Source organism: Pseudarthrobacter sp. PS3-L1 (genome assembly GCF_030063285.1).
Lineage (GTDB): Bacteria > Actinomycetota > Actinomycetes > Actinomycetales > Micrococcaceae > Arthrobacter.
This window is the reverse complement of sequence record NZ_JASISU010000001.1, coordinates 57,215-76,281: the sequence shown is the minus strand read 5'-3', so window position 1 is coordinate 76,281 and position 19,067 is coordinate 57,215. Positions and strand designations below refer to the sequence as shown.

17 protein-coding genes and 1 pseudogene are annotated in these 19,067 nt (G+C 59.9%); 5 read left to right on the top strand and 13 right to left on the bottom strand.

Going from position 1 to position 19,067, the window contains the following annotated elements:
* Positions 1-161: 161 nt before the first annotated feature.
* From QMG79_RS00370 to QMG79_RS00355, 4 genes are all read right to left on the bottom strand, one after another.
* Positions 162-1,049, bottom strand: a complete 888-nt coding sequence (locus QMG79_RS00370; protein ID WP_283536591.1) for a helix-turn-helix domain-containing protein — start codon at positions 1,047-1,049, stop codon at positions 162-164.
* 31 nt (positions 1,050-1,080) lie between these two features.
* Positions 1,081-3,339, bottom strand: a complete 2,259-nt coding sequence (locus QMG79_RS00365) for a beta-galactosidase (protein WP_283536590.1) — start codon at positions 3,337-3,339, stop codon at positions 1,081-1,083.
* 105 nt (positions 3,340-3,444) lie between these two features.
* Positions 3,445-4,800 carry a cellulase-like family protein gene (locus QMG79_RS00360; RefSeq protein WP_283536589.1) on the bottom strand — a complete coding sequence of 452 codons (1,356 nt, stop codon included), beginning with the start codon at positions 4,798-4,800 and terminating at the stop codon, positions 3,445-3,447.
* Complete coding sequence (locus tag QMG79_RS00355; RefSeq protein WP_283536588.1) at positions 4,797-8,096, bottom strand: DUF5107 domain-containing protein; 3,300 nt, start codon at positions 8,094-8,096, stop codon at positions 4,797-4,799. The genes QMG79_RS00360 and QMG79_RS00355 overlap by 4 nt, the downstream gene beginning before the upstream one ends.
* A gap of 614 nt (positions 8,097-8,710) precedes the next feature.
* On the opposite strand from QMG79_RS00355, the gene QMG79_RS00350 reads away from it, so the two are divergent.
* Positions 8,711-8,995 carry a PDDEXK nuclease domain-containing protein gene (locus QMG79_RS00350; RefSeq protein WP_283536587.1) on the top strand — a complete coding sequence of 95 codons (285 nt, stop codon included), beginning with the start codon at positions 8,711-8,713 and terminating at the stop codon, positions 8,993-8,995.
* 405 nt (positions 8,996-9,400) lie between these two features.
* Here QMG79_RS00350 and QMG79_RS00345 read toward each other — a convergent pair whose 3' ends face one another.
* The 7 genes and pseudogenes from QMG79_RS00345 to QMG79_RS00315 all read right to left on the bottom strand — a co-directional run bounded on the left by QMG79_RS00345 (position 9,401) and on the right by QMG79_RS00315 (position 14,715).
* The gene (locus QMG79_RS00345; protein ID WP_283536586.1) at positions 9,401-9,661 is read right to left on the bottom strand and encodes a ParB family protein; all 261 of its coding nucleotides are present in this window, start codon (positions 9,659-9,661) and stop codon (positions 9,401-9,403) included.
* A 45-nt stretch (positions 9,662-9,706) separates the two neighbouring features.
* Positions 9,707-10,042, bottom strand: a complete 336-nt coding sequence (locus QMG79_RS00340) for a hypothetical protein (RefSeq protein WP_283536585.1) — start codon at positions 10,040-10,042, stop codon at positions 9,707-9,709.
* Between the two features lie 300 nt (positions 10,043-10,342).
* A pseudogene (gene ssb / locus QMG79_RS00335) lies at positions 10,343-10,701 on the bottom strand (single-stranded DNA-binding protein); the annotation flags it as partial.
* 63 nt (positions 10,702-10,764) lie between these two features.
* Positions 10,765-10,989, bottom strand: a complete 225-nt coding sequence (locus QMG79_RS00330; protein WP_283536584.1) for a hypothetical protein — start codon at positions 10,987-10,989, stop codon at positions 10,765-10,767.
* Positions 10,986-11,258 (bottom strand): glutaredoxin family protein, encoded by a 273-nt coding sequence (locus QMG79_RS00325; RefSeq protein ID WP_283536583.1) that lies wholly within the window; start codon positions 11,256-11,258, stop codon positions 10,986-10,988. The genes QMG79_RS00330 and QMG79_RS00325 overlap by 4 nt, the downstream gene beginning before the upstream one ends.
* 2,158 nt (positions 11,259-13,416) lie before the next feature.
* Positions 13,417-13,539, bottom strand: coding sequence for a type B 50S ribosomal protein L36 (gene ykgO, locus QMG79_RS00320; RefSeq protein ID WP_283536582.1), 123 nt, complete (start codon positions 13,537-13,539; stop codon positions 13,417-13,419).
* A gap of 63 nt (positions 13,540-13,602) precedes the next feature.
* On the bottom strand, positions 13,603-14,715 hold the full coding sequence (locus tag QMG79_RS00315; RefSeq protein ID WP_283536581.1) for a GTP-binding protein: 1,113 nt from the start codon (positions 14,713-14,715) through the stop codon (positions 13,603-13,605).
* A 126-nt stretch (positions 14,716-14,841) separates the two neighbouring features.
* On the opposite strand from QMG79_RS00315, the gene QMG79_RS00310 reads away from it, so the two are divergent.
* Both QMG79_RS00310 and QMG79_RS00305 read left to right on the top strand, forming a co-directional pair.
* A complete protein-coding gene (locus QMG79_RS00310) occupies positions 14,842-15,420 on the top strand; it encodes a helix-turn-helix domain-containing protein (protein ID WP_283536580.1) in 579 nt (192 codons plus the stop codon).
* On the top strand, positions 15,417-16,022 hold the full coding sequence (locus QMG79_RS00305; RefSeq protein WP_283536579.1) for a DUF6036 family nucleotidyltransferase: 606 nt from the start codon (positions 15,417-15,419) through the stop codon (positions 16,020-16,022). Before QMG79_RS00310 ends, QMG79_RS00305 begins: the two co-directional genes overlap by 4 nt.
* A gap of 382 nt (positions 16,023-16,404) precedes the next feature.
* On the opposite strand, the gene QMG79_RS00300 is transcribed toward QMG79_RS00305, so the two are convergent.
* Entirely contained in the window at positions 16,405-16,689 is a 285-nt protein-coding gene (locus QMG79_RS00300) for a MerR family transcriptional regulator (RefSeq protein ID WP_283536578.1), read from the bottom strand.
* A 6-nt stretch (positions 16,690-16,695) separates the two neighbouring features.
* Here QMG79_RS00300 and QMG79_RS00295 point away from each other — a divergent pair, with 6 nt between their 5' ends.
* Both QMG79_RS00295 and QMG79_RS00290 read left to right on the top strand, forming a co-directional pair.
* Positions 16,696-17,241, top strand: coding sequence for a hypothetical protein (locus QMG79_RS00295; RefSeq protein ID WP_283536577.1), 546 nt, complete (start codon positions 16,696-16,698; stop codon positions 17,239-17,241).
* A complete protein-coding gene (locus tag QMG79_RS00290) occupies positions 17,228-17,821 on the top strand; it encodes a DUF6036 family nucleotidyltransferase (protein ID WP_283536576.1) in 594 nt (197 codons plus the stop codon). The genes QMG79_RS00295 and QMG79_RS00290 overlap by 14 nt, the downstream gene beginning before the upstream one ends.
* Positions 17,822-18,352: 531 nt before the next feature.
* Here QMG79_RS00290 and QMG79_RS00285 read toward each other — a convergent pair.
* Positions 18,353-19,042 carry a helix-turn-helix domain-containing protein gene (locus QMG79_RS00285; RefSeq protein WP_283536575.1) on the bottom strand — a complete coding sequence of 230 codons (690 nt, stop codon included), beginning with the start codon at positions 19,040-19,042 and terminating at the stop codon, positions 18,353-18,355.
* Between the last annotated feature and the right edge of the window lie 25 nt (positions 19,043-19,067).

The following is a 19,067-nucleotide window of genomic DNA, read 5'->3' as shown; positions in this document are numbered from 1 at the left end:
CCCTCCCCTGGTCCGACCATCGCTGGCCCTGACGCTGTGGACCTCGCCACTACGGCGGGACCCCCGCGTTCTCGGCACTCCTGCCCGTCGACCTCATGATTGGACTGCAGTGCGACTTGCGGGCAGACCTAACAGCCAGCGTTCCGAAGGGGTAGGTCCCCCTAGCCTTTCCGTTCGGCACGATAAGCCCGGGGACTTACCCCGTGCATACCGCTGAACTGACGGGAAAAGTAGAACTGGTCATCAAGACCGATTTCGCGTCCCACCTCGGCGATTGTGAGGTCTGTTGTATCCAGCAGGAGCCTGGCCCTGGCCATCTTCAGGGCCCTGTGGTGAGCCAGCACTCCACCTCCCGTCGCCTCCCGGAACAGCTTGCTCAACTGTGAGGAGGAAACGCCAACCACTTTTGCCAGGTCGGGGAGTCGGATGGAGCCGTCCACCCTGTCCTCCAGAAATTTCATCGCCTGTTGCAGAGGACTGCCCTGGACGGGGAGTCGTTGGTCCACTGCTAGGGTCGTCAGCAGTTTCCACGCCATCCCGGCAGTAGCCACAAGGCGGGCCGGCGACTGGTCCCGTTCCAAGGCCGTGATGATCTCATCCAGCATGGCTGTCAACCGGTCAACGGCCACCAGCGGAATGAGCGGACGCTCCGGACTCACTACGGACTCTTCGATTAGTTCGGCTGCATCCGAACCGCTCACATGGCACCACCAAATCGTCCAGGGGTCCTCACTCGAAGCACCATAGGAGTGGGCCTGTCCCGCTCCACCGGGGAAAACGACTGCAGTAGATTTGCCTACTTCGAACCGGGAACCGCCAGTTTCAACCCACCCGGTCCCGGCAACACACAATATGATTATGGTCTCGTTGGCGCCCTGGGGGCGGTGCCGTCCGTGTTTCGAAGCGACGGGAAAAACGCCGGCGTCAGTGACAACGAGCCGTCGTGTAATGGGGCGTCTTAGTGCCTCCCGAATCAGCGGGCGGGGCACCACCACAAGGCGCTGGTTCTCGAACCCCGTGGCACGCTCCACCAAGGCCCCTTCCGTCACTAAAGGTCCATGGTATTCCAGAAGGCATCCATCAGGAGCGATCTTCTGCCCAGGTGGTCCACTGAAGCAGTTCCATTTTGTCCAAGGCAGCTAGGTCGCCAGCAACCATGTCACGCCTACGCTGAGCCTCCAGAGTCAGTCCAACGCTCGCTGCCTTCGCCAGGGGAAGGATCTGGAGCTGGATGTCTTTTGCATGAAGGAGCCCGACGTCCGTGGTTTCAAGCACCCATGGGGACCCGTCCCAGAACCGGTCAGCGACCACCTGACCATCTACAAGGAGACGGGCTACGTCGCCGGCCCAATTGATCTCAAGCTCCGTCGGCCCGTCGCCGGTAAGCGCCGCCACCGGCAGGTATATCTGGTAGACCTGTGCCAGGTCATCAATGACGTGATCGGTGGGTGCGGCAGCCCGGCCGGCCAAGGAACCAAAAGAGGAGGGAATAGTTTTGGCTGCACGAATCAGCTCAGCCGTCACAGCCTGCCGGCTGCGTCCGTAGCTGGCAAAGGCGGTCTTTACGGTTTCAAACCGCGTGGCTGTGGTGGAGTAACGCTGGACTGAAGGCAATCCGATGGATCTGCCGGTCAGTCGGCCGTCAGCGCCGATCCATACTGGTTCTGTGGAGAGAACGAGTTCGCGCCCATCCGCCGTTTCTAAAACCCATGTTTGGTTCACCTGCGCAGCGGGAAGTACAAGGATAGCCAACGTTCCATGCCGAGATTTAGCAGTCAAGGTAACTGGCTCTGTGCCGTCCACTGCGTAGACATCGGCGCCCACTTGGCGTGCAGGACCGTTCAGAGTACTTCCCTTCGGAAAGCACAGTTGGGTTTCAATGCTTGTTTCGGCGGCAAGGACGAGCACGGGTGCCGTGTCTGTGCCCAGCAGTGTCATCGCTGATGCTGTGGCCCACCTCAGCCGAACGCCACCCATGTCAAGGTTCACCGGCCAGCGGGCGATCGTGCCAGAAGGGATAGTGAGGAGTGCCAGAGGAAAAGTCAGTGTTTCCTTCGCGAGCGCCAGCCGGAACTGGGCTTCATCGTAATCCGGGAGCGGGACGTGGGGCTGGTGCCAGGTGATGAAGACGAACCCCGAGTCACCGTCGGATCGCAGGGCCCAGCGAAGAGTGCCGGAATCTTCGATGCCCGCGGGCATCCGATCCGGCAGCGTGGACGGCATCGGAGCTATGTGGCTACCAAAAGCCGCGAGGAAAGCGTGTTGCTTGCGTAACTCGGAGAAGCTTGGCGCCAGCCTCCCGGACGCGCCGATAGGAGCATGAAAGTCGTAATCAAACACGGGAAGATCATTGGGATAGCCCGATGCCTGGGACTCCTGTAGTCCATCCGATGGGTTCGTCCCACCGGCAAACATGTAGTAGCCCTGCCACCCAGAGCCGCTGCCGATCTTGTTGTTGGCCACTGCTGCCACGTCTTTGCCTTTGGGCCAGGGGCGGCGCTGATAGGCAGTTGCCATCCCGCCGGTCAGCTCGCAGGTTGCTGGCGGGTAGGACGCAGAAATGGACGTCGGCGGCGCTATTTGACCTCCGGACAGGTGTGCGCGCAGGTCTGCGCCGATGCCGGGGTCATCCCACTCCTCACTGAAAAAGTAGTGCGCTCTGAACGTTGGGTCCCAGGGGGCTTCTGCGTCGACCCAAAATCCATCGCCATAGCCGCCGAAAACTGGCATGACCTCGTCCTCGGGGACCTCGGCCCCGCCCCAAGCCGTGGCTGTCCACATCGCCGCGCTGAGTCCAGCTGCCCTAGCCAGACGTTTGAGCTCTCGTAAGTGGTCGGGCTGGTCATACAGCTCATTTTCCAGCTGGATGCCAATGACGTTGCTGTCCGGCCCGGTCAGGCCCTGCAGTTCCGAACCTATGCGGTTAAACCAGCGCTTCACCATGGCCAGGTAAGCAGCGTCGTTGGTGCGGTGGTCGACGTCGGCATCCTGCACCCAGTCTGGGAAGCCACCGTTTCGGACCTCGCCGTGGGCCCATGGCCCAATGCGCAGAACCACGTCTAGGTCAATTGCGGCACAGAGCCGGACGAATGCGGCTATGTCCAAGTTGTCGTCAAAGCGTGCTTGGCCCTCGGTTTGCTCGTGGTGAATCCAGAAAACGTAACAGGCAACGACGGTGATGCCACCGGCCTTCATCAGCCGGAGTCGCTCTTCCCAGCGGGTTCGCGGCAGCCGGCTGTAGTGGATTTCTCCCGACACCGGTATGGCGGGAATACCGTTGCACTCTAGGTATTGGTTCGTCAGGCGCCACCTGCCGTGAGGATCCACTGTATTGCTCATCGGTGGATCCTGAAGTGGCCTCTGGTGAGGCCGATGGGTCACGTTGAGCGGCTCGATGCTGCTTCGGTCTGGACGCATGGGAAGCTCTTTCCACGATATGGATGGTTATTCACTGGATTCTTGTTGTGGCCGACTGTCCTGACCCTCCGGCGTAAGGGACAGGATGTAGCTGTTCATCCGCTGCTGCCAGGCTTCCTCACTCCACAGCGGGTGGTGAGGGGCCGCGTTGGAACACAGGACCATACCCCACACGCCCTGTTCCAGCGCTGTCTTGATGCCACCCTCGGCCAGGTCCCGCCCGATGGGGCCTTCCTCGAAGGTGCCATGGAGCGGAGTGTAGCCAATCCATCCTTCGCCCACTATTGCTGGGGTATTCTTCCAGCGGGCCCAGGCTGCGATGGCTATTACGCGCGAATCGATCTCGCGCCGCATCACTTCCCGGTATGGACCGTAATTGTTGTATAGCCAGGTGTCCCACGCATCCGGGTCAATCCAGTCATAGCCATAGAACATCTGGTCGGTGACAACGGTAGCGCGGTATTTCCAGTCAGCAAGGCGGCCGTACTCCGCGACAGAGGGTGCCCCTGGTCGCAACAGGGCAGACAGCGAAGAGTTGGGGAAATCGGCGGTAGCTTCGGAGCGGATGTCGATCAGCTCCTGCAGTGCCTCAAGTACTCCGTAGCTATAGACGTGGAACTGGGCAGCACCTAATCCCTCGGGCAGGGTGTGCATCGCAAGGTGTGGGGGTTTGCCGTAACTCGCGGTGACAAGCAGGTCCGGGTGACGTTCCCGAAGGCGGTGCAGTTCGTGGCTACCACCCTCAGACAGGGCAGGCAGGATGGAGAAGTCCACTTCGTTGTGCAGTTCAACCATGGCGATGCGTTCGCGGTACCCGGCTGCGGTGACTGTGCCGATGAGGCGGTCCCAGGCCTCGGCAAGGGCACGGTACCTGCTATCCAACGGAACAGCATCGATCGCGTCGAACCACCGTGAAGAACCGGCGAAAACTGTTGACTGCTGGTATTCCCAGCTGGCCAGGATGATCACCAGGCCGTGTTGAGCAGCGGCCTCGAAAAGCTCCAGAAGCCGCTCACTCAGGTTGATCCGATACCCGCCCGGTGCGTCGTACCAACGTGTTCCTCTGCCGTAGAAGCCGCCGTCCGGGGATTTTCCGAGTCCTTCGATGTCTAGGTCTATGGCCAGGTCCTCCAGGCCAAGATCGCCGAAGAGCAGCAGGGGGGCCGCGCATATCCGGATCGTGTTATAGCCCAGCTTCGCTGCTTTTGCGCAGGTCGCGTCCAGATCGGCGTATGGGCCGCCTTCCTCAGCGCGGGTGTACCAGGAGAAGTCCCAGAGCGAGATGGTCAAACGCTGCGGAAGATGCCGTGGCGGTGCGCCTGTCAGGCCGGCAGTATCGCTGTCGGTCGTTCCGGAGCCCAGGTACCTCGGGGTTTCAGTCACAGGTTTGCCGTCTCTTTCTGGTGTTCTCGGCCTTGTGCGGCCACGTCGCGCAGCGCTTTGGCCCGTTTGGCCCGGGTTGTTGCGGTATCGGTGTCGAAGAGCAGTAACTTGGGGAGCGAGGTTGCGAAGTAGTCCGGGCCGTCGGGAGCTGATTCCAGCTCACCGGCCCGAGTTTCGATGTCCTGCCAAACGAGTTCAGCCTCCGCGTGTCTGCCGAGTCTGGTGTAGGCGATGCCTCTCCAGTAGTCGACTGGACCGGTTGATTCCGCATCTACGGCAAGCGGTGTTCTCTCCCCACAGGCCCGATTCCAGGCGGCTTCAGCTTTCGTCCGGTCCCCAGACAGCTTTAAGGCGTCACCAAGGGCGACGAGCCGTTCCGCCATGCTGTGGGCCGGGTGCCGGCCCTCCCCGAGGTTAGCTGGTGCGTCGATGCCTTCGCGCAGAAGCATGACAGCTGCCGAGGGATTCTGCTCCATCAGCCTCCGTGCGCGCTGGACCACTGCCCGGTCGTACGCGGCTAAAGCCATCCCCTCGCCCCCTTCGAACGGCTGGAAGTGGCGCGTCGTCATGATCTGCCATGCGTCCTTGTCCCTGCCGGCGTCGAGGAGGAGGTTTACATAGACAAGCGCGAGATCATCACGGTCAAGGACGGAACGGTCATGGCGTTCAATGGCAGCAAGCTGTTCCGCCGCAGGCACTCCGCGAAGGCTGGAAAGGATGGTCCGCTCAAAGAGCAGCCGGGCGTCGTCTGGGCTCAATGCGAGGGCGCGCGCAAAGTATGAGTCAGCTCGCGCGGAATCTCCTCCGGTACGTACCGTGGCGATGGCAGCGTTCCGCCACACCACAGGGTCTGCGGAACCAAGCGAGAGCGATATTTCCAGATGGGCGAGCGCATCATTCGTGCGTCCAGCGTCCAGCAGCCAGCACCCAGCCAGTCCGTGTGCCAGAGTGTCGCGGGGATCGGCTTTCAGCGCCCGGTTGAGGGCATCGACATCATCAAGCCCGTATGGGAACGCATACGTAGTGTCGCTGGTCCGCGCCGCAGACCGTTCCCTTGAAGCCGCTTCTCTATTGCCAAGCTCCTCCAACCAAGCAGCCCGGAGGTAGCGGCGCAAAGGCTCCGGGTTGCCGAACGCTTTGTTGGCGCCCGGAGAGGCGTCCCTTTCGGTAAGGTCAAGCGCGAGCTGCCATTGCCCTGCTCGGGCAAGCCAGCACCCAACGGTCAGAGAAGTCTTGGGGTCTGCAGTGTCCAATGAACCCTCAAGTGCCAACGCCACAGGATCCAAGGGATCGGAGGAGAGGATGCTCCCCAGCAGCCGGGACCCTTCGTCCCCGCGCCCCAACCCCGTAAGTGCCAGGAACAACAGGTGCTTCGCCTCGGGGCTTCCAGGGTCAAGCCGCAGCGCGGATTCTGCGTGCCGCAACGCCTTGGACGGACTTCCTGACCTGAGTGTCATTCGCGCCATCGCCAGGTTCGCGGGATGCGCCCAGCCCTTATCCCAGGCTGCTTTTCCGTACCGTTCCATGGCGTCCTTCAAATGGCCGCTACGCTCCAACACGAGCCCGAGCCGGTAACTCGCTTCGCCGCTGGGGGGATTCAAGTTGCGACGGGTTAGCCGGGCCAGTGCGTTTTCCAACAACTCCTTCGCCAAGGCGTACCGGCCAGTGGTGTAGTGCGCCGAACCCAGCGCGACTGATGCGCGCGAGTCCAATGGATCCCGGCGGAGCATTTCCTCGAAATAAGGAAGCGGCGACCGGGTCGGGTGCCGATTCTGAGTCAAGTGGATGCCCGTGACGTAGAGCTCGTCCTGGCTCCCGATGGCCTCCGGCATTAAGGGCTCGGTCGCAGCACAGGGTTCCTCGTGGCTTGCGGAGGATTCACGAGGAGTCCATGAGATCAGTTCGTCGGACCCCTCCAGGACCTGCAGGGTCAGGTCAACTTCGTCCGCAGGTGCCGTCAACTGGACGACTTCCGTGAAGGGTTCCGCTGGCGAGATCCCCACGTTCCAGGAGTGAACAACCGTGCCCTGGACTTTGAGCAAGACTGTAACCTGCTCGTGGGTGGCCGTGCTGGAAACCCCGACATTGACCTCGCACTTGGCCCCGTTCAACTGAAGTGAAACCGCAAGGTCCAGGTTCGCTTGATGCGCCGGTCCGATGTTCCGGATCGGGTACCAAAACTCGCTGAACGTTCGGGTCTCCCCGGGAGCAAGGTAGCTAAAGTCAGGCTGGTTATCGGTGAAGACACCGGACATAAGCTCGATGTACGGGCCGTCGGTATCCGTGAGGTGCGCGTCCCAGGCTTTGCCCACTGGACCGTCTCCCCACGTCCACTGCTTCTTACCCGGCGAAATGGACCGGTCAGCCCAATGGATGAACCCGGCGTCGGATTCATGGTCGTAGCCCCCAAAAAAGCTATCCTCCGTGTCGGTAATCATGTAGGAGGTGGGGACGGGAATGTTGGAATAGAAATCGATGCGGTCCGCGTCCGTCTGGCCCTGACCGGCCAGAGCAGGGTAGTCCACACCATAGTAGGGGCGGTCGGCCCGCGGGAACGCCGTGACGGCTCGCCGTGCGTGATCCGCTACAAAGCGAACATCGGTGGGGAAGAACGACTGGTACTTCTCGTGCACCCGGGCTGCCACGTTTGCCCACCACAGGAACGTCTGCGGCACGTCCGTGCAGTTGTAGAGCCGCGCTTCGACTTCAAGGAGGGAGTTCCCGGGACGGAGACGAACGCCATGCGTGCCGCGCATCCGCTGCAGAGGATCGAGATCGCTGTGCCACACCGTGACATCGCCATTGTCACCGCGCTCAATCGCGGTTTCCACCGGCAGGAAGGTAGCAGGACGGTGATGCTGGGGCCAGTTGAACTCAACTCCTCCTGAAATCCAGGGTCCGGCAAGTCCTACCAAGCCCGGTTTGATCACGTTGTTCCGGTAGAAGAAGTCATAACCGGCTTTTTTATCGAACCCGATATGAATCCTGCCCCCAATCTCCGGCAGCAACATGAGCCGAACAAACTCGTTCTCCAGATGGATTGCCTGCCAAAGCCGTGGTTCCTTCGAAGTGGCGATGCTGTCAATAAAGGGCATTGGGTACACCTTGCCCTTCGACCCCTGATACACCCGGCGGTCTAAAAACAGCGGATACCTGTCAGGCTCGCCCGGGGCATAGGTATCGATGACAACGGGCTCACTCCAGCACGCGACCCGCCCAGAATCAAGCATCCTTTGTTGATCGGGCGGCGCATCTGGCAGGGATATCCGGCTGTCGTCCTTATTGGTATCACTCACCTCTAAAGGCTACGAACTGCTGACGCAGCTTCCCATGGCAGAAAAAAGCCACTATATGAACATTCTTCTAGAAGCTTCCCCTGGCTTCTCCTCTCCACGGCAGGTTTCCCAACCCGGTAAGCGCCGGCGCGTCCGTACTTTAGTCACCGCCCGACCCGGAAAATCAGCCGCTACCGAGGGCCGAAGCTCTGCCGAACTCGTTGACGATCTGAAAACCACCGGTAGGACTGCGCGATTTAAGGCCCTACGCACGGTCAGTACAGAGTTGATCGAGCTGTACTGGACCACTGGAAATGACGTAAGGCACCAGCAGAAACACCACGGCTGAGGAGCAGGATCACCAAGTGTTTCCACACTGACCTGCAGGGAGAATTTTCAGAGTTAAATGGTCTATCACCGCGCAACGTGCAGTACACGACCACGTTCGCTGGCGAACGGTGAAGAAAGGTTCTTCTGAACATGACCATGGATCGGACGCTGGAAAGAACCGGCAAGGCACCATCGAGCCTAGACCAACACCTTGCCGCGCAGGATTCCGAGTTGGCACAATAGATCGCGGAAGAGCCCTGCAACCTTGAATTCCTGAGCTTCTCGGGTGCACTTCTTCCACTTGGATGAAAAACAGATACGTTGTCACCGAACTCAAAACCGGCAAATTTCAGCCGCCGCATGCCGGCAAACTCAACTTCTACATCGCCCTCGTCGATGACGCCCTGCGCCGGGCCCACCACAATGGAACCTATACCTCGTCCATGGCCGTAGCTGCGGCCGCCTCTATCTACAACAAAATTCCCACCGCCGAACAGAAACACCTCGGGAAGCGCCCAAGCCCCACCATCTTCTACGACGATCGCGGCGAACCAATCCTCGACTACACCAATGACCCCGGGAATACTTAGCTACTCACCGGTTCGGAGCCTCACTGAGAACTATTTCAAGTCCCGGGAACTGCGAGGATACCAGCTGTGTTTCAGGTCCTTCGAACTGGAACACTCCCAACCGAGCCACTCCCCCGCCGGAGAAACGCTAGATTCCGCGTCATGTGATCGGCCCAAAATCTAATCCAAAAAACCCGTCGCAAAACTCCGCGTGGAACATGTTTTGGGGACGACGCAGCAATAGATATTGGCTCCGCGCGCCACTTGACAGCAAAAGGGATCTAACCCGGCAGATGAACGACTTAGCCGTTGCGGGCATGGCACCTGAACTTCGTTACACGTGGACAAGAAATCAGAGGCCACACGTACCGGAGGAATTGAACCTCGTGCACGAAATCACCGATAAGGGTGTGGTTTTATAGCAATCTAGTTGCGGTCCTCGGATGCTGCGGTTTCGGCGCGGGTCCGCATTCCGGGGCGCAGTGCTCCGGCTGGTACGCCGTCCCAAACTCTGCCTGCGTTGTGTTTGCGTTGGAGTCGTTTGACCTCACGCATCGTCGCGGCAACAACAAGATCAGATATTGACGCGTAACCCTCCACTGCCCCAGTAGCTTGGAGTGCTGCACGGACTTGGTCTGCCTGCGCCGCAGTGAAGTAAGGGGTGATATGCGCGGTGGGCCTAGTCATGGTCGAAAGTGATGAATAGTCGCAGAAGTTCTTGGTTGAGGAAACTCACCTATTCGCCTCTCGCTTCGTTCGCCACGTGGCTGCGACGTAGGTTCCATAGATCACTAGCGTTCCGATTCCTACGCCTGAAATACCTGCCCAAAGGATTGCCGCTTGGCTGAGTTCTGAATGGGGAATCCAGAAAAACCACCCCAAAATACTGAACCCTAGGGTGATGCCGGCGGGGTAGTACTTGGGGAGCATTTCATTGGGGATTGTTCTGCGGCCACTGCGAAGCGTTTCGATCCACATTCTTATTACAGCGAATAAAGACGCTGTGGCAGCAGCGGCTATCCCCGCTGTAAACCACCAGTTCATGATGCCAGCTGCTCTTGTGGCCATCCATGGAGCGATCCAGGATGGGCGCCTCGGATGATGCCAAGTCCGTCAGGGTGGATAGTTGTTTCGGTCATCGCGTGTCTCCTTCATGGGTCTTCAAAAAATGTTTGTGCCGGTCCGTGAGGTACCGGCGACCTGGCTTCTTTAATTCCTCGGCGTGATGCGGCCGGACGGGTTCGCGGTTTGCCCGAACCATGGATCCCCGGGAGGAAACTCATCGATGATGGCAGGGGCCAGCATGTGCGTACCGGCGTTGGTGCTGGTCTCTTCATTGATCGGTTCTGGGGTCCGGGTTGTTTTGCTTTGGGTGCGGTTGATGCCGAGGTCGGTGTAGCGCAGGGATGCGCCGATTTCTTCGATCTCGAATTCGATGACGGTGCGTGTTTCTTTGGTTTTCGTTTCGTAAGTGCGGGGTTTGAGGATCCCCGAGGCGATCACGCGGGTGCCCTTTGTCAGCGACGCTGCTGCGTGTTCGGCTGCTTCTCGCCAAACGCTAGAGCGCAGAAAGAGCGTGTCGCCGTCTCTCCACTCACTGGTCTGGCGGTCAAAGGTTCGTGGAGGCGATGGTGAAGTTTGCTACCGCTGCCCCTGCTGGGGGTGAACCGCAGCTCGGGGTCACTAGTGAGGTTCCCGATGAGGGTGATGGTTGTTTCGCCGGTCATGATGATCAATTCCTTACCATTGAGCCCCGCCCGGTGAGTAGCGGCGGCTGTGGGGGGGGTGGATTAGGAGAGTTCCGCGAGCCGGTCACCGATACGTGCGACATAGTCGGTGATGATGATGTTTCTGGTGGCCACGGCGTGCTGGTGATCTTCTGGATCAACGCTGTCCGCGATCACGGCGATTGCATCAGCGGCTGCAAGGATCTGCGGATCGGTGCGGTGTTCGACCGGGACGCCGAAGGTGTCAAAGAATGCCGTGTGATCTGTGGTGTTGGTGTGGTTGTTCATGCCGAGACTTTCCTGATGTTCAGGGTTGCCGAGACGAGCTTGTTCATCCGTAGCCCTGCCCAGTGGTCCGCCTCATCGGTGTTGTTCACAATGACCGGTGCCTGTGAGTAGCCAAGGCCGGCGGTGATGTATTCAAGGACGGCAGGGTTCTCGGTGATGTCGATGGCCGTGTAGGTGATGCCCTTGGCCTCGAAGTACGCGCGGGTCTTCTCGCAGTTGGGGCAGGCCGGCTTGGTGTAGACCGTGTAATCGGTGGTTGGGGAAGTCATTGTCAGTACCTGGTTTCGTATGAGTTTTAGTTGCGTTCGACTGCTTGACTTGATACTTCTATTCTAGCAATCATTGACCTGAATAAACAGGGTTTGGACTTGTATTCTAGGAGTTTCTATCTGATTTTTCGGCGACAATTTTGGGTGGTGGGTCCGTCGTTTTTGTGGCGTGAGCCGTCCCGTTCGTGGTCCTCGGAAGAGAGCATCGTGAAGACCGCACCGCGCACCCAAACCTGACCGTTGGCGCGTTCGTAGCCATGGCGGCTCCGGTGGATGGTCCAGGCATCTTTTGATCGTTGGATCTTTGAGGTCTGGGGTTTTGTATCCGAGCATTTTGGGAGGCTGTCCATGATCGCCGGCATACCTGTGGTGAGGTCCTTCGGTGGTGGTGACCTGGTGGTTGTGGTCAGCCGGCCTTTTGGGTCCCGTCGTCCAGGTGTGTGCGGGAAAAGCCCGTAGGGGTGAGCTTTTGCCGTGCCCAGGTGGGCGAGGGGTTGGAGGTGTGGTGGGGAGTTGTACCCATTGCCCGTTCCTGTAGCGGCGCATAGTTTGAGGAAATGATGAATCTGAAGAGGAAGCTCGCGTCCGCTGTTGTTGCTACATCATTGTTGGCCGGTGGGGGTATTGCTTTGGCTGCGCCGGCTCAGGCTGCGACGTCCAAGCATTATTGGTCAGGTTATCAATCGACGTGTGAGGCGAATCTAGCCGCTGCTATGCCCGGCTTTGGGTCTTTTGTGCGGCTGATTCATGGCTGTGAGCGGAACGGAAACGGGTACGAGTACGAAGTTTTGATGATGTAGTTCAGTTCCATGAGGCTGCTGCACTGTCCCCGGGGTGAGACCGGGCGCGCAGCCCACGCGAGGGCCGGAGCAGACAAGCGCATTGACCCTTCCTTTGTCGGCAATTAGTCTAACGAAATGATGACTCTGAAGAGGAAGCTCACGTCCGCTGCTGTTGCCACGTCCATGATTGTGGGGGGAGGCGTCGCTTTGGCCGCACCTGCGCAAGCTGCGACGTATCACTTGTATGCGTTTAACACGAAGGCCAACTGTGAAGCAGGATTGAATGCTGCGCCCAGGTTTTGGTTCTTTCGTGCGCTTAGTTCAGGGCTGTGTTCCAAATGGAAACAGTTACGCCTATACGACTCTGTGGCGGTAACTGCTGCGCTGTACCCGGGGTGAGGCTAAGGATGTGTCGCGGTTTATTGGCGGTCCGGCGCTGGTGAGCCCGCACGTGAGGTGAGCCTTGGTGCGGCGGACCGCCCGCATTTTCAGCGGTTCCGGTGCCCTCGTTTTCCCGGCCCGGTGAATCTTGGGGGTTCGCCGGATGATGCCGGTAGAATATCGGGACGAGAAAGCCCGGAGCCTAGATACTTCAGATATCTAGGGTCCGGGCTTTTTCTATGCTCGGTGGGTGTTACTTGTCGCTGTCGATGATGATCTTTTCGGTCTCACTTGGGCAGTCCCAGATGGTGTTTTCGAGATCTCTGTGGTGTGGGTGTCTAGCTAGATTCTGGCTTGAGTCCAATAGTCCAAAGATCTTTGGACTATTGGACTCAAGAATGCCAGGGCCCGGATGCGGGTGGGTGTACTCAATTGTGGCTGTGAGTACGGATCGGGTTGCCGACTCCGATGACTGTGTTGTGTAGTGCCGGCGGCAGCGTCTCGCGGGCGTCGGCGCTGCTGTTGGTGCTCTCGGTTGTGATCCATCCTAGAAGGGCGTCAAGGACGCTTGGTTGATCTATGCCGCCCAACCATAAGGATGGGCCGGTTGAGCCTGTTGCTCCGTCGCGGCGGGCGACAGCTGCAACGGCCCCGCTGGCGCAAGCGCCGAGACACTGTGCAGAGACTAGTACCGCGCCCCTACTACTCGTGATGGCCGGTCGTAACCGATCGGCACCTTTTTGAGCGTCGGCGAGCCGGTGGAGTGCATTGCATCGATGACCTTCACATACGGCGATGAGGAGACCGTCGGGTTCAGTACCGCTAGTCGGTGTGCGTTTCTTGCGCATTGCAGTCACCTTTCCTCGCCCGTTAAGGGGTCGATCACCTGGTCAGTTTCTTGGGTCCTTGTTCCGGGCCCAAGATCCGGTGTTCACCCGCTTAAATGTCTAGGCCCGGGCACGGTGAAGGGTCCCGGCCGGGACTATCAGAAACAGTTAGCCCTGGCGGGCTTTCATGCGAGGGTTTTTCTTGTTGATGACGAAGGTTCTGCCACGGCGGCGAACTACCTGCGCTCCCGGCATGTTCTTCAGTGCCCGTAGCGAGTTTCGTACTTTCATGTGGTGCTCCTTGAGTAGGGGTCAGGGTGTTGTGGTCAGGGTGTTGTGGTCAGGGTGTTGTGGTCAGTGGGCTGTGGTGAGGTCGAAGGGGTCTTGCAGGCTGGTAAGGCCGTTAGCTAGTTCCGCGTCGGTGAGTTCGCATTCTGCGAGTAGCCGGGTGATCTCCGCGGCGTCGATGTTTTCGCCGGTGACTGCGAGGACTGTTCCTCGGTCAAAAGAGTCATAGCGTCTGTCCAGTGCCATGCCATCCTTGTTCGCCCGGTTCGAGGCCGGAACGGGTCTCTGGCCGGCGAGCCACGGTCCGGTGTTCTCCAGCCAAATGCGCGGTCCGATGCCTTGGATAACGATCCGGTGTTCGGGTACCGCAGCGATCCATAGCCTGCCGCGGAGCCAGCAACAGCCCTGCGCCAAGGTAGATAACGCGTGGCGGAACCGCTCGGGATGGAGTGGGCGCTGGAGCTCTCGGGCGACAGTCATGAAAGCAGACGCGGACGACCCGGCCGGAACCCGCACCACGCCGGGAACCATCCTGGCCGTTGCCTCTTCATAGTCGTGTCTGCCAGGACCCATGTCGCAGGCGTTTTCGGTGATGAGGGCGTGCGGGGCCAGGTGCCCAAGGAGCTGCACGCCGCGGGCGCGCTCCCGCGGATCCACAGGAACCAACTCAGGCTCGCTCAAGAGGACGGTGTCGCTGAAGGCGAGTTCACCAATCATGAATTCCCCAGGAGTCCGCTGATCATCAGGGGCCGCAGTGAACCCCGATTCGAAGATGGTGTGATGGTCCCAAATGTGGTCTTCAAGAGCATCCGGTGCACACGCCAACACCACCGAATCGATAACAACCGGGGCTATAAGGCCGCTCTTGAGCGCATCAACGGCCATGGACGCAGGGACCGCCGGGGGCAGACCGATAATAATGTGCTCCGCACCCTCAGCCAGGAGGCCTTCGATCGTGGGAACCACATCCAAGCGGACCGTGCAGCTCAAACAGCCGTGTTCTAGCAAGGTTTCCTCCCGCCCGATCGGCCCAGACCGGCCAAAAATGCGGCGGATTACCACGCCGTCTTCGAGGAGGTCGTGGAGAACCACGACAGCCGCCGGGTATTGGGCTGCAAGGACCTCACACGCCTGCTGCCGACACAAGACATCAAGGGAACTGAGAACAGTAAGACGCATGCAAACGATACTAATGAGAATTGTTCTCATTTGCAATGAGTGACAGTGCGTTTTCCGCGAGAGGGCTCGCCCTATGGCTGGACACGTTTGGCAGTGAATGTAACCGTATGGTGTCATACTTGCGCTATGGACATGAACGTTGAGGCCGTTGGTCGTGTACTGCGCGAGCGACGGAAAGCTCAAGGCTTTACGCAACAGTCGCTGGCCGACACTATCGGGGCATCGCGGAAGTTCATCGTGGACTTGGAAGCCGGAAAAGATGGAGCGTCTTTCGGCTTGGCCTTAAAGGTGATGCATGCCCTCAACCTAGACATAGCTACAAACGATCCACAGACACGTGAGTTCGCCGAAGACTTCGCCAGGACAATCCGTGAGGGTGACTTTCATTTCGCCCTCCGGTTAATGGGTGAGTACGCCAGCGCATCACTCTCAGCCGGTCGGGCACTCATGCCTGTCGCCCCGACCATGGATGATGATGCCTACCGGGCAGCCCTTGGAGCAGTCACTCGCTGGGTGGCTGCGAAAACGCACACTCCCACCCCTGGATGGGCCCTGCGGGCTAAGGTATCCTCGGAGCCGGTCTTTTTAGCTGAAAAGCTTCATCCGGTAAGCGAGCGAATGAAGGATCTCATCCGGGCTGAGACTCCTCGCGAGATCGCTGCATTGAACGTGTGGATCCGCGAACGAGATCTGGCGACGCTTTGACCGCGGGACGTGATTTTCGGTGCGAGGACGTCGTACAGTTACTCCGCGAGGTTGAGGCTCGGCGCACGACGCGAGGCGTTGCGCTAGATATTCAAATTGTCGGTGGGGCCGCGCTCCTGCTCCATGGCGTGCTAGATCGAGCCACTGGAGACATTGATGCCCAGTACGCTTCTAGCGACATTGTCGAAGAGGTCGCTGCGGGCATGGCCGCAGAATACGGACTTCCCCCGAACTGGCTGAACCGTAACGCTGCAGCATTTCTCCCCGATGAGGCTCAGTGGATCGCGGGCCCCGCGGGAACCTCCTCTGGCGTCAGGCTCGCTGACCTGCCCACCTTGGCTGCCATGAAAATGGCTGCGGAACGGGCCAAAGACATCGAGGACCTCGGGCACATAGTGCTCGCCCTGAGAATCGAACGAGCCGAGGACCTCGTGCGACTCGCCTTCGACAAGTACGGCGAAAATTCCATCGCCCTGAGTGCACCAGCAGACAACTATGAGATCGTCGCGGAAGAAGCGATGGCCGCCGCTGACGCCATACTCCTACGCCGACGCAACCACGAGTCCGCCAGTCAGGTCCGCGACCACCCTCCTCACGCCTAACCCGGCCCAGCTGATGCTCTCAGTGCTTGCTGACGATGGAAAACAATCCAGCACCGTGGCCCATACCCCTAAATGTGCTTCTGATTCTGGTGTTTTTCTTGTCGTAAAGCGGCCCGGGGGAGTGGCCTCGGTTCTGTGGTTTACCGAGGCAATGAGGTCGGGCCCTCTCAGGGCTTGCGCCGAGTATGGCCAGGTTGCTGCGCCCAGATTCCGAACCACTGAGGTGCTACGAGCGAGAGATATAGGGTGGGTCGGTTAGGTACGGTTGCGGTTTCAGCGCGGGGCAGATCCTAAACGCCCTTGGCCGACCCGCTTCGGAAGGGATGTCACCGCCTGACGCGCATGCCTCCGGTTCCCATGGCCTGGTGGGGGCCGCCGATGCCTAGTCTCGGTGGTGCCGGGCTGCAGCCAGCTGCTTGTGCAGGAGCTTATTGGCCGATTCAAGGTCAAGGACAACGCGGATGCCGGCTAGATTCAACCCGTCCGCGAGCAATGAGCTGATCCGGCGCAGGGTATCCAGGTCCTGCTCACTGTAACGACGCGTTCCTCCGACAGTCCGCCCGGGTTCCAGTAGGCCTTTGAGCTCATACAGCTGGAGGTTCTGCTGGCCGGTCCCCACGAGTTCGGCGGCATCAAGGTTTGCCTGTAAACTGTATGGGGGTACCATACAGTAATGGATCAGAGCATTATCGACCGTTTGACGACCGAGGCGGCTGCCTCCGCCTCCGAGACGGAAGATGCCCGGAAGCAAATGCTGCTGAGCGCACGTCGGCGTCAGGAGTGCATCCTGGGCCTCAGCGCCTCAGGGCTATCCGTGCGGGCCATTGCTGCGCGGCTTGGAAGCAGCCCGTCGGTGATTCAGGATGCCCTCCGCACGGCGAAAGCCCGGCACCCACAGGCCCGGCGCGAAGAACGGTTCCCTTATGAGCTGCACGTCATGCTTGGTATGCGCTTGCATGAGGAGCCATTGCGGCTGCGCAACCTGGCACGCAGCAACCTTGAAAGAATGCGTAGCACCCCGCGTGCTGCCGTCGCTGAACGTTGGCTTGAGGAGTGGGACGAACTTCTCGAACTGCCCGATGAATCACTAGAAAAGGCAATGCTCGCTAACGATGAAAAGGGCCGGGATCTGCGCCAGATCAGTCCCTTCGCCGGAGCTTTGAGTGGCGAAGATAGGCTAGTTGCCATGAAAAAAGCGCAGTTCCTTGCGAAGGGTTGAACTCGAGCACGCTATCCGTGCCGCAACCCAAATCATCCGGGACGACCAGGTCATTATCATCGGCAGCCAGTCGATCTTAGGTTCCTACAGTGAGGACCAGCTGCCGGCAGCTGCGACGATGTCACCGGAGGTCGACATCGCTCCGATGCGAGATGCTGATGCCGATGCTTTGAGTGATCAACTGAGCTTTGACGCAGGGGAGTGGTCGGAGTTCCACGCCACCTACGGCTTTTATATCGAAGGGGTGGGTAAGAGAACAGCAATACTGCCCCCGGACTGGGAGTACCGGCTAGTCGGGGTGCGCAACGAAGCGACAAACAACGCCACAGGCTTGTGCCTAGAACCCCACGACCTGTGCACGGCGAAGCTGATGGCGCACCGTGAAAAGGACTTTGAATTTGTTCGGGCGCTGATGCTGGCGCGCCTGATCGATCCGGCCATCCTTAAAGAGCGGCTGGCCTCCATCGACATAAGCGTGGTTGAAAGCGATCAGGATGTAGATGTGCTGGAATACCGGCAGCGCCAGTCCATCATCTGGCTTGCAGGTGTCCTCCCGCCTGATCCCGGGCAGAACCAGTAACTGAGCGCCGTGGCTCTGTGTGGGAGCCTGTTAATACACGGTGGCCTTCTGACCCCTGGCCTCCGGAGCCTCCTGCTCGGCATTTTTGGAACCATCGTTTCGGTTCACTAGATGCCGCCGAAGTCGGGCAGTCGCTGCGGAAACTCATGGAGTTCATAAGATTTACAGGGAACCTTCTTGCGGACCCAACCTGGATGCCCGGTGCGGCAGATGACCGGTAGAGCCGAGCGGCCCGCTTGCTGAGCGGCTGCGTTCGAACCTTGCGTCCGCGGGGAGAAGTAGCTGGCTCGCAGTAGGAAACCCCCGGGTCGCGGAAAGTGTCCAGACGGTCTCTGGACACTTCGGTTGAATGACCGCGGGCTAGGGTGGATTCATGAGCCAGCTTGAGCCCGATCTCCCGGAGACTATGCCGCTGTCCTGTCGGGGCTGAAGCACCTTGTCCGGGACGCGCAGTACCGAGCGCAGCAGACCGTCAACACGGCAATGATCGAGCGCTATTGGGACATCGTGGCCACCTCAGCCATGGCCGGCTCAGACGTGGAGGAGCTCATCGACGACGCGTCGGCCAGCGCTGCGTTCGCGGGTGGCCAAAGATCTCATCAGGTCCACCGCGACCGCGGCGACCGGTGCCCGGCCTTCGGTGAAAGGCTCGGCCAGCTCGACCTCGTGGATGATGGCGTTGCCGTCGGGGTCTTCGACCAGGCCGAAGGCATTGGCCAGCGCGGCCGCGTCGCCGGACATGACGTAACCCTCGGCGATCCCGCCGCCGCCGGACATGCCAAAGGTTTCGGCGGTGGTTTCGTCCCGCATGGCAGAGGCGCCGCTGGCGATCAGGTGGCTGTTCAGTGCGGCCAGTCCGTCCTGGGTAGCGCGGAAGCGGATGGTCTTGTCCTTGTTCCGGGCCAGGACACAGACAGCGTCGGCGTCAAGCTCGCGGAGCCTGCTCTTCAGGCGGGACTTTTCTGAGGGGGAGATCCAGGTGGGGTTCTGGCCGGAGAGCAGGGCCATGGCGGCCCACGCTGTCTTCGCCGTCCACGCCCGGCCGGGCCGGGTACCGGTGGCGGCCAAACGCTCAACGGATGACCGGTCTATCAACAGGGCTTTACCCACCGTCCCGGTGGTTGTCAGCTGGCCTGAGTGAATCAGACGGTGGATCGACATCGTGCTGCGGCCGAGCCGGTCGGCAGCCTCGGCCACCGTCATATCTCGCTTTACATCCATACGCTAATGATTCCGTGTCTAACGG

Excerpts from the sequence above, each read along its gene's own strand:
- QMG79_RS00365 (WP_283536590.1), bottom strand. The coding sequence starts at position 3,339 with ATGAGCAATACAGTGGATCCTCACGGCAGGTGGCGCCTGACGAACCAA.
- QMG79_RS00350 (WP_283536587.1), top strand. The coding sequence starts at position 8,711 with ATGAAAAACAGATACGTTGTCACCGAACTCAAAACCGGCAAATTTCAG.
- QMG79_RS00345 (WP_283536586.1), bottom strand. The coding sequence starts at position 9,661 with ATGACTAGGCCCACCGCGCATATCACCCCTTACTTCACTGCGGCGCAG.
- QMG79_RS00340 (WP_283536585.1), bottom strand. The coding sequence starts at position 10,042 with ATGGCCACAAGAGCAGCTGGCATCATGAACTGGTGGTTTACAGCGGGG.
- QMG79_RS00330 (WP_283536584.1), bottom strand. The coding sequence starts at position 10,989 with ATGAACAACCACACCAACACCACAGATCACACGGCATTCTTTGACACC.
- QMG79_RS00325 (WP_283536583.1), bottom strand. The coding sequence starts at position 11,258 with ATGACTTCCCCAACCACCGATTACACGGTCTACACCAAGCCGGCCTGC.
- ykgO (WP_283536582.1), bottom strand. The coding sequence starts at position 13,539 with ATGAAAGTACGAAACTCGCTACGGGCACTGAAGAACATGCCGGGAGCG.
- QMG79_RS00315 (WP_283536581.1), bottom strand. The coding sequence starts at position 14,715 with ATGCGTCTTACTGTTCTCAGTTCCCTTGATGTCTTGTGTCGGCAGCAG.
- QMG79_RS00310 (WP_283536580.1), top strand. The coding sequence starts at position 14,842 with ATGGACATGAACGTTGAGGCCGTTGGTCGTGTACTGCGCGAGCGACGG.
- QMG79_RS00300 (WP_283536578.1), bottom strand. The coding sequence starts at position 16,689 with ATGGTACCCCCATACAGTTTACAGGCAAACCTTGATGCCGCCGAACTC.
- QMG79_RS00295 (WP_283536577.1), top strand. The coding sequence starts at position 16,696 with ATGGATCAGAGCATTATCGACCGTTTGACGACCGAGGCGGCTGCCTCC.
- QMG79_RS00285 (WP_283536575.1), bottom strand. The coding sequence starts at position 19,042 with ATGGATGTAAAGCGAGATATGACGGTGGCCGAGGCTGCCGACCGGCTC.